This is a genomic window from Gottfriedia acidiceleris, from assembly GCF_002128425.1.
Lineage (GTDB): Bacteria > Bacillota > Bacilli > Bacillales > Bacillaceae_G > Gottfriedia > Gottfriedia acidiceleris.
Genome location: NZ_NESS01000024.1, coordinates 21,332 through 31,536, shown reverse-complemented (window position 1 = coordinate 31,536; position 10,205 = coordinate 21,332). Strand labels below are relative to the sequence as shown.

Here is a 10,205-nt window from a genome sequence, read left to right as displayed (position 1 = left end):
GGAGCGACAGGCCCAGCAGGAGCAACAGGTCCAGCGGGAGCAACAGGAGCAGACGGAGCGACAGGCCCAGCAGGAGCAACAGGTCCAGCGGGAGCAACAGGAGCAGACGGAGCGACAGGTCCAGCAGGAGCAACAGGTCCAGCGGGAGCAACAGGAGCAGACGGAGCGACAGGTCCAGCAGGAGCAACAGGAGCAGACGGAGCGACGGGTCCAGCAGGAGCAACAGGTCCAGCAGGAGCAACAGGTCCAGCGGGAGCAACAGGAGCAGACGGAGCGACAGGCCCAGCGGGAGCAACAGGTCCAGCAGGAGCAACAGGAGCAGACGGAGCGACAGGTCCAGCAGGAGCAACAGGCACAATCGCAGCATTTGCTCACATCTTTAATGTAGGCACACAAACAATAGCAACGGGTAGTCCTGTTACTTTTGATACGAATGGAACCATTTCAGGGACAGATATTTCTCATGCAACAGGTTCATCAGATATTGTTCTTGCTCAAGGTCATAATTATCAGGTTATATATACTTTTGTTGGTGATGCTTCAGTTTCAGCTGTTTCAGTTCATTTTACCTTAGCGGGTACAGATATTCCAGGAAGTGGATTCACTGATCCAAGTTCCGTAGGATTAACAACAGCTTCTGAAGGATCAGGTGAGTTTATTGTTAGTACTGTTGGACAAGTTGCGCCAACTAATTTAAATATGATTGTCGACAGTACTACAGACATGACTTTCCCAGCTCAAGATGCTAATCATCCTAATATTAGTATTGTAATAATTGAACTGAGCTAATTAGTGATTTTAGAGTCCGTTCTCAAAAAACGGATTCTTTTTTTTGAAGTAAAGGAGATGAAATATTTTTTTAGTACTGACAAAATATTCCTAAGTTGAATAAGTTATATAAGACGATTGAAGATTATTTTTTAAGGATGTTTTTATGTGTAAGGAAATACTGAGTAGTCAAATTACTAAAAATATTAATAGTGAAATGAAGAGTCTACTTTTAAAGAGATTTTAAGAAGGTGTTCGGTAAATGAAAACTAGTATTATTATTTTGACTTATAATCAGCTCGAGGTATCGAAAAAATGCTTTGAAAGTCTTGCAAAATATACAAATGAAGATGAAGTAGAAATTATTGTTATTGATAATGGATCGACTGATGGAACACGAGAATATTTAAAAAGTAATCCTTCTTTTATTACAATCTTTAATGAAAAAAATATGGGGTTTGCTAAAGGGTGTAATCAAGGAATCGAAGTCGCAACAGGTGATAACTTGTTATTTTTAAATAATGATACAATCGTTACAGAAAATTGGTTAGATGCAATGCTTACTCTTTTATATAGTAATGATAAAATTGGCATGGTTGGGCCTGTAAGTAATTATGTAAGTGGATTGCAGCGAATTAATGTTGATTATCAAAATGATCAAGAAATCAATGATTTTTCATTAAGATATTGTGCAAGTGTAAAAGGAATGTCGAAGCAAGTATTAAGATTAGTAGGGTTTTGTTTACTAGTAAGAGGCGAATTAATTGATCGATTAGTAGGATTTGATGAAAGGTTTAAACTAGGTTCATTTGAAGATGATGATATTTGTTTAAGAACTATTTTAGAAGGATATGAATTGCATATTGCATTAGATTCATTTGTTCATCATTATGGGCACGTGACATTTAATGGAAATAGCGATATTAACATAAATCACCTATATATAGAAAATAGAATGAAGTATATCGAAAAGTGGGGAAACAATTTAATTGACATTGGATATCCGAAGACGGAAGTTATTGAAATGGTACCGAGTAACATAAACAATGTATTAGAAATTGGTTGCTTGGCTGGAGCAACAGGTCTAGAAATTAAAAATCTGTACAAATGTGAATTATATGGAACGGAAAGTGATTCTGATTTATCCTCAATTGCATCACAATTTTATAAGAGGATTGATACAATTAGTATCTACGAAGTGCCCCATAGTTACCCAGAAGAGTTTTTTGACCTAATCATAATTGATAATATTGTAAACCACATTGTAGATCCTTGGAGTTATATAAAAGAAATCAGCAATCTTTTAAAACCATCTGGATCAATTATTTGTAGAGTTCCAAATGTTTCTCATGGTGAAGTGCTTTTTCAATTATTACAAGGCCAATGGAACTATATACACGCTGGAATATTGAAAAAAGAAAATATTAGATTTTTCACACCTCATACAATGAGTACGCTATTTCCAACTGACCAATTCGAAGTGACTATGAAAAAAAATGAAAATATAAAGGTCGATTTAAATATTAAGTTATTTTTTGAAGAAGTAGTTCATTTAGCTCATAGTTTTGGAATAAATCTTAATCAACTATCTTCCAATCTTGAAATATATAATATGCTCTTGTTAGTAAGGAAAAAATGATTAAAAGGCAGTTGAGTGATCCTCAGCTGCCTTCGTTATTTAATCTATTTGAAAAATACTCTCTATTTGAAAGAATACTTGGGTGTGTTGGGTAAAAATGATAGGCTAGTTCATTGTGCTCGTTTGCAAGGCGTAATTCACCGATTCTGTCATAGCAAACTGCTAGCTGTAAATGTGGTAGCCAAGTAGTACATGATGGGTTAAGAAGAATCAAACGATTATTAACCTTATTTAATGTTGCTTCTTTATACCAATAAATAGCCGAATCGAAATTATTTTTTTCAAAAAATGTATAAGCTAATCTACAGCATGTTTCAGGATGAGTATTGCCATATTTAAGTGCTCTTAATAACCAAGTAGTTTCTAATTCTCTTAGATTTAGCTCATGATAACAATTAGCAATATTATTACAAGCAAGGATATTATGTTCTTCAAATGACTGATTTAATCGCAAAAATTTTAAAAAATACTTAATTGATTGATCATGCTGATGATCTGAACTTAACTCTTTTGCATAATAAAATACATCCATTGTTGAAAGATTGAGGTTGTTACTTAACATTTGTTCATATACATGAATATTTTCTTTTGTATTTTGTGTAAATGGAAGATCTGTAATAACAAGATTAGTAGAAAATGATTCAGAGGTGCTTTCACTTTTCATATTTGTTGAATTACTATTTGAACTTAATCTTTTAAATAATTTACTAATTTTTTGTTTACTTTTTATATTCCAACCAATCTGATAATCGACGACTACATTATAAACTTCAATGTCTATTGACTGTTTTAGCTTCGAAAATTTTAAACGATCATTTTCTAGTAAAACTTCACTATGGTTGAGTAAAAATATAAAGTCTTTTGTAGCCAATGATTTTGAAAAATTTAATGCATCTACTTCATCCACACCATCAAATACATGAATTTGGTCGGTAAACTGTCTTGCTAGATCAATCGTTCGATCGTGGGAATTCATATCAACGATGATAATTTCATCAACTAGGCTACTAACTGAACTAAGGCATCTTTCAATTGTGGCTTCATTATTTTGTACAACCATGCATAAACTGACTGTGATCAAGCTATCACCCTTTTCTATAATTTTGATTTTGTCTTAAATGATGGATGATTTTACTATTTATTTAAATGTATAGTAGTTTCGAAATCATCTATTATAGGACTGTATGTTTTACTAAACTGATAGGATCAATGAAATAAAATGTTAGAAGATATTAAGGGTGAGTTATTGGTCTTTAAAATATGAGCGAAAATACTCTTGATTGTGTAGAACTGAAGGGTTATTAGGAACATAACTTGCTGCTATATCATTATATTTTCTAGCAGTTAGTTGATCGCCTAATCGACTATAGCAAAGACATAACTGTAAATTAGGTAACCAAGTGTAACAAGCCTGATTAATAAAAGGACTACTTTTAGGAACATCAACTAAAGTAGCTAGCTTATACCAAGAAATAGCACGTTGGTAATCATCTTGTTGAAGATAAACAAATCCTAAACGGCAGCAGTTTTCTCCACGTGGTCCATCATAAGAAAATGATCTTAGACAACTGCTAATTGCTTTTTCCAAATCGTTTAAATTTAAATAGCAGTCTGCCATTTTTCCGCAGGCTTGAATATTATCCTCGTACCAGCCTTTTCCTTCATCAAGAAATAATTGATACCATTTAATTGCCTTTTCAAATAGCTGATGATCTACGCATTCATTTGCATAATAGTATTTGTCACGAGGGCTTAACTCTTTACCTGAAGAAATCGCATTTTCATAAATCTTTAAATTACGATCAGAATATTCTTTGTCTTTTTGATGGATAATTGCAGCATCCGATTGAATAATTTCGCCGTAAACTTCTAAATATTCATGAACGAAACCAATCCATTTAAAGTTTCTTTCTCGCTTAACGATTCGATTCCGTACAGAACTGAAGCTCGGATTACCATTTTCATCGAAAGCTAGATGATATTTCATTCCAACAGCATCGACATTTTTAGTTAATGACTTTTTTAATTTAAGTAATTTTTTTGCATTTTCATCAGTGATAATATCATCAGCATCTAGCCACATAATATAGTCCTTCGTTGCTTTAGAAAACGCAAAATTTCTTGCCGCGGAGAAATCATTGATCCAAGTAAAATCATATATTAAATTCGTAAACTTTTTAGCTATTTCTTTAGTTTTGTCAGTTGAACCAGTATCAATAATGACAATTTCGTCTACTATATTAGATACAGATGATAAACATCTGGAAAGTACAGCTTCTTCGTTTTTAACTATCATACAAAGGCTTAAAGTTATTGGTTTTTTTTTCATGAATTCCACCTCAATTTCTATGTTATTAAGGTTGTCAACAAAAGGTGCCATTCATAAAGTTCAAAAAAAGATTAATGTTGAAATTCTACATTAGATATGATTAAATGGAAAAAATGAATATTGAAAATTTTTAGATGAAGAGAGTAATCCTATTTTGATTCTTGTAGAGAGTTGGGGATGGTGGAAGCCTAACAGAGCGAATAAGATGAAGCGCACTTCGGAGAAGCAGTCTGAATTAATAGTAGGACTTTGCCGGGGAAGACCTCGTTAACAAATTTTAAAGCTGGTTCAATATATTGAACAATTAGAGTGGTACCGCGGATTACTTAAACCCGTCTCTTATGATAGAGACGGGTTTTTTATATTTTGGAGAGGATGTTCATAATGAATTTGAATTATGTAAATATGTATAGTGAACAAATTGAAAAAGCTTTAAATGGATCATTAACTTTAACTGAAATTAACTCACTTATCGAAAAACCACATTATGCAGATCAAGGTGATTTAGCATTTCCTTGTTTCCAATTAGCAAAAGCATTAAAAAAATCACCAGTAATAATTGCAAAGGAAATTGCATCACAGATTAACCATGATTTAATTGAAAAAGTAGAAGCGAACGGCCCGTACGTAAACTGCTTTTTAAATAAAAAGCTAGTAAGTAAGCAAGTAATTGAATTAGTTCTTAGTCAAGGGAAGGAATATGGAAACCAAGTAATTGGAGAAAACAAAACGGTTGCGATCGATTGTTCCTCCCCAAATATTGCAAAGCCATTTTCTATGGGGCACTTGCGTTCTACAATGATTGGAAATTCAATTGCTAAAATAGCTGAAAAAAACGGGTATAAATCAATAAAAATTAATCACCTTGGAGACTGGGGAACACAGTTTGGAAAATTAATTGTTGCTTATAAACTTTGGGGTAACCAAGACGCAGTAAAAGAAAATCCAATTAAAGAACTTTTAAAATTATATGTTAAATTTCATGAAGAAGTTGAAAAAGAACCTCAACTTGAAGAAGAAGCTAGAAGTTGGTTTAAGCAATTAGAAGAGAAAAATGAAGAAGCTCTGCACCTATGGAAGTGGTTCCGTGACGAGTCTCTTAAAGAATTCATGTTAGTATATGATTTATTAGGTGTAAACTTTGATAGCTTTAACGGAGAAGCGTTTTACAATGATAAAATGGATCGAGTTATTGAACTTCTGGAGAAAAAAAACCTTTTAGTCGAATCTGAAGGTGCCGATGTTGTTGAATTAACTGAAAAGGAATTACCACCATGCTTAATTAGAAAATCTGATGGAGCTACACTGTATGCTACAAGAGATTTAGCAGCTGCACTTTATCGTAAAGAAACGTATGATTTTGATAAAGCAGTGTATGTTGTAGGTGGAGAGCAAGCGTTGCATTTTGAGCAAGTATTTACGGTTTTGAAGAAAATGGGTTACGAATGGGCAAATGAGATGGTACACGTTCCATTCGGCTTAATCTTACAAAATGGTAAAAAAATGTCTACACGAAAAGGGAAAATTGTTCTTTTAGAAAAGGTAATTGAGGAAGCGATTAGTTTAGCCAGTCAAAATATTGCAGAAAAAAATCCAACATTAAAAAATAAAGAGGAAGTTGCAAAAATGGTTGGAGTCGGTGCAATCATTTTCCAAGATTTAAAAAATGATCGAATGAATAACATCGAATTTTCACTAGAGCAGATGCTTAAATTTGAAGGTGAAACAGGGCCATATGTACAGTACTCAATTGCGAGAACAAATTCAATTTTAGATAAAGCTGCATCACAGGATTTAAATAAACAAGATGGGCTGGATGATTCATATAGTTGGGACATCATAAAACATATACTTGAGTTCCCTAACAAAGTAACGCGTAGTTTTGACCAATTTGAACCATCTGTCATTGCTAAATATACTATAGATTTGGCACAAAGCTTCAATAAATATTATGGAAATACTCATATTCTAACAAATGATGACCAATTAGAGAGTAGATTAGCATTAATTAAAGTAGTTTCCATTGTTTTAGAAGAAGGACTAAGATTATTAGGAATTCGTGCTCCAAAAGAAATGTAAAGTAACAGGTATTGAAGAAATTCTTCAATACCTGTTTTCTTTTTGACTTAATCGTAGAACTTAAACACAGTCTTTCTAATTTTTATTACATATACATAGTTTATGTAATAATTTCAATGAGTGGAAATAGTGTATCCAAATGTAAAAGGATTAACGAAGTCTAAGAAAACAATTAAAAAATAAAAGTTTTATTGAAAATGATTATCATTTACATTTATAATGAATTTAGAGATATTTAATAGACTAAGGAGAAACGTTCAATGTCGATATTAAATTTTATTAAAAATAGAAGAACTATTAGAGATACAAAAAAGGATCCAATTAATATGGAAGTTTTAATGGAGCTACTTGAAGCAGCATCTTATGCTCCTTTCCACAGCAAAGAAGAGCCTTGGCAATTCATTATGGTTTCAGATGAAAAAGAAAAAGAATATTATGCTTCAAAAATTGTAGATAGTTACGAAAGAATGGAATTAACTGAAACATATACAGTTGAGAAAATTAAAAAATCAACGGAATTCTTTAAAACATATATCGTTGACACACCTATGCATTTAATTATAACGACAGACCACTCAGAAAATGAAAAGAAAAATTTAGAAGCTATTGGAGCAACTTGTGCATTTGTTCAAAATTTACAATTAGCAGCTTGGGAAAAAAATATTGGAATGGTATGGCGAACAAATCCTTATATTTTTGATAAACAATTTTACAAAGAGATGGGCATTCCTGAAAATCGTAAAATTTTAGGGGCACTTCATATCGGTTATATAAATTCAATACCAAAAGGAACAAAGAAAAGAAAGCATCCAAGTGAATGGACTTCAAAGCTTAGTCAAAATATTTCACTTTAAAACGAGAATTTACAAAATAAAAAGAGAGACCAAAAAACAATTTTTTCGTCTCTCTTTTTAGTATTAATTAAAACACTTTAGTAGTCCAGTTTTCGCCATTCCATACATCTGTAACTAGTCCTTGGTAGAATTCAGGTTCGTGACAGATAATTAAAATGCTTCCTTTAAACTCTTTTAGTGCGCGCTTTAGTTCTTCTTTTGCATCTACATCTAAATGGTTAGTAGGCTCATCAAGAACAAGTAAGTTTGTTTCTTGATTAATTAACTTACATAAACGAACTTTCGCCTTTTCTCCACCACTTAGTACGGTGACTTTACTTTCAATATGCTTCGTTGTTAACCCACATTTTGCTAGTGCAGAACGTACTTCATATTGTGTCATAGATGGGAACTCATCCCAAACTTCATCAATACATGTTTTATTATTATCACTTTTTACTTCTTGTTCGAAGTACCCAATGTGAAGGAATTCTCCACGCTCTACCTCACCAGAAATTGGTTTAATGTCACCCAGTAAACTACGCATTAATGTCGTTTTACCGATACCGTTCGCACCAACCAAAGCAATTTTTTGTCCACGTTCCATACGTAGATTTAAAGGTTTTGAAAGAGGCTCATCGTATCCAATTACTAAGTCTTTTGTTTCAAAAATTAATTTACCTGAAGTACGAGCCGGTTTGAAGTTGAATTCTGGTTTTGGCTTTTCACGTGCAAGCTCAATTACATCCATCTTATCAAGTTTCTTTTGGCGTGACATAGCCATATTACGAGTAGAAACACGAGCTTTATTACGAGCAACGAAATCTTTTAGTTCAGAGATTTCTTGTTGTTGACGTTTATAAGCTGATTCTAATTGTGATTTTTTCATTTCGTGAATATTTTTGAAATTATCATAATCACCAACATAACGATTTAATTCTTGATTTTCCATATGATAAATCAAGTTAATAACACTATTTAAAAATGGAATATCATGTGATATTAAAATAAATGCATTTTCATACTCTTGTAAATAACGCTTTAACCATTCAATATGCTGTTCATCTAAATAGTTAGTAGGCTCATCTAGTAATAAGATATCTGGTTTTTCTAAAAGAAGTTTTGATAGAAGAACTTTTGAACGTTGACCACCAGAAAGTTCAGTTACATCTCGATCAAGTCCGATATCTTCTAAACCTAAACCACGACCAATTTCTTCAACTTTAGCATCGATAATGTAGAAATCGTTATTTGTTAAAGTATCTTGAAGAACACCTACATCTTCAAGCATTTTCTCCATTTCTTCTGGAGTTGCATCAGCCATTCTTACATATAAATCATTAATTTCATTTTCCATATCAAACATATATTGGAAAGCACTTTTTAATACGTCACGAATTGTCATACCTGGTTGTAATACAGCATGTTGATCTAAATAACCCACACGTACTTTTTTAGACCATTCAACCTTACCTTCATCAGGCTGTAATTTTCCAGTAACGATATTCATGAAAGTTGATTTACCTTCACCATTTGCACCAATAAGACCGATATGCTCACCTTTTAATAGACGGAACGATACATCATTAAAAATTGCACGATCACCGAATCCATGACTTAAGTTTTTTACAGTTAAAATACTCATTTATCTACACCTTTTCTATTGTTTTCGTTTTATATATTAATGTTCTTTTAAATAGACTATTTGTAACTTTTGTCTCTAAATCTTAGAGAATAGCCATAAAGAAGAACGGAATTTAAGCAATCACCTTCTAATTATAGTCTGCAATTGGGTATGTGTTCAATGGTAAAATTAAAATAGCAAAAAAGGGAAAAAGCGGGAAATCAGGGAATAAGGAGGTAGAAGAATTAAATGAGTAAGAGAAATAAGGAGGTAAATTTTTATTGAGAAAAAGATTTTTATTATTAGCCATATTTGTTTTTTTAGTTAGTTGTAATCGAGAAGTAACAAGTAACCATTTAACTACTAGTGGAAGAAGTGTTGTTGAAACTTATAAAATGACTAATTCTGAGAAAAACGTAATCAAGAGAATAGGAGAAAATCCTGATCAAATAGCACTATTTAAATTGAATTTTGGAAATGTTAATCAGTTGAAAGAGATTAAAGTAAAAGTGAAAGTGTATGAAGACGGAAAACTAATTCAGACAATTTCAGATTCAAGTATATATATTACAAAAAATGATATAGGAAAACCTTTTTATCTTTCATTTAAACGAAAACTTCAATTAGAAACAGAACGAACTTATGAATGGAATACAACTATTTCACAAAGTACTAAAAACAGTAGTACGATTCAAACGGTATACAAACAGCCTCAAATGACGAATATTTCAACAATTGGAACCATATTTAAGAAACAAGAAATCAAAAAGGATAAGGAAATTATTCTTGGGGCATTTGTAGATGCAGTAGACAGGATGGAAACAGTGGAAGTTTTACCTGACATTCAAGATAATGAAAGACTATTTAAAAATAAATATGTATACTTATTATGTCTAGAAGTGAAATAGATAAAAGATTGATAATGGGAAAAGG

Annotated in this window: 8 protein-coding genes and 1 other annotated feature; of the genes, 5 read left to right on the top strand and 3 right to left on the bottom strand. The window is 32.3% G+C overall.

Annotated elements, in window-relative coordinates:
- Both B6K90_RS24000 and B6K90_RS22360 read left to right on the top strand, forming a co-directional pair.
- On the top strand, nucleotides 1–789 hold a 789-nt coding region (locus B6K90_RS24000; RefSeq protein ID WP_217348759.1), incomplete at its 5' end, for a collagen-like domain-containing protein.
- Nucleotides 790–1,030: 241 nt separating this feature from the next.
- Nucleotides 1,031–2,407, top strand: a complete 1,377-nt coding sequence (locus B6K90_RS22360) for a glycosyltransferase (RefSeq protein ID WP_088014927.1) — start codon at nucleotides 1,031–1,033, stop codon at nucleotides 2,405–2,407.
- Nucleotides 2,408–2,429: 22 nt separating this feature from the next.
- Here the strand turns inward: B6K90_RS22360 and B6K90_RS22355 are convergent, their stop codons facing one another.
- Together B6K90_RS22355 and B6K90_RS22350 are read right to left on the bottom strand one after the other, a co-directional pair.
- Complete coding sequence (locus B6K90_RS22355) at nucleotides 2,430–3,488, bottom strand: glycosyltransferase family 2 protein (protein WP_167555469.1); 1,059 nt, start codon at nucleotides 3,486–3,488, stop codon at nucleotides 2,430–2,432.
- A gap of 162 nt (nucleotides 3,489–3,650) precedes the next feature.
- Entirely contained in the window at nucleotides 3,651–4,736 is a 1,086-nt protein-coding gene (locus B6K90_RS22350) for a tetratricopeptide repeat-containing glycosyltransferase family 2 protein (protein ID WP_235821892.1), read from the bottom strand.
- Nucleotides 4,737–4,858: 122 nt separating this feature from the next.
- Nucleotides 4,859–5,079, top strand: a binding site (T-box leader).
- 47 nt (nucleotides 5,080–5,126) lie between these two features.
- On the opposite strand from B6K90_RS22350, the gene argS reads away from it, so the two are divergent.
- Together argS and B6K90_RS22340 are read left to right on the top strand one after the other, a co-directional pair.
- Nucleotides 5,127–6,815 carry an arginine--tRNA ligase gene (gene argS, locus B6K90_RS22345; protein ID WP_407920547.1) on the top strand — a complete coding sequence of 563 codons (1,689 nt, stop codon included), beginning with the start codon at nucleotides 5,127–5,129 and terminating at the stop codon, nucleotides 6,813–6,815.
- Nucleotides 6,816–7,075: 260 nt separating this feature from the next.
- Nucleotides 7,076–7,669 carry a nitroreductase family protein gene (locus B6K90_RS22340; protein WP_088014924.1) on the top strand — a complete coding sequence of 198 codons (594 nt, stop codon included), beginning with the start codon at nucleotides 7,076–7,078 and terminating at the stop codon, nucleotides 7,667–7,669.
- A gap of 67 nt (nucleotides 7,670–7,736) precedes the next feature.
- Here B6K90_RS22340 and B6K90_RS22335 read toward each other — a convergent pair whose 3' ends face one another.
- Nucleotides 7,737–9,293 (bottom strand): ABC-F family ATP-binding cassette domain-containing protein, encoded by a 1,557-nt coding sequence (locus tag B6K90_RS22335; protein ID WP_088014923.1) that lies wholly within the window; start codon nucleotides 9,291–9,293, stop codon nucleotides 7,737–7,739.
- 260 nt (nucleotides 9,294–9,553) lie between these two features.
- Between B6K90_RS22335 and B6K90_RS22330 the strand changes: the two genes are divergently transcribed.
- Nucleotides 9,554–10,180 (top strand): hypothetical protein, encoded by a 627-nt coding sequence (locus B6K90_RS22330; protein WP_088014922.1) that lies wholly within the window; start codon nucleotides 9,554–9,556, stop codon nucleotides 10,178–10,180.
- The last annotated feature ends 25 nt before the right edge of the window (nucleotides 10,181–10,205 follow it).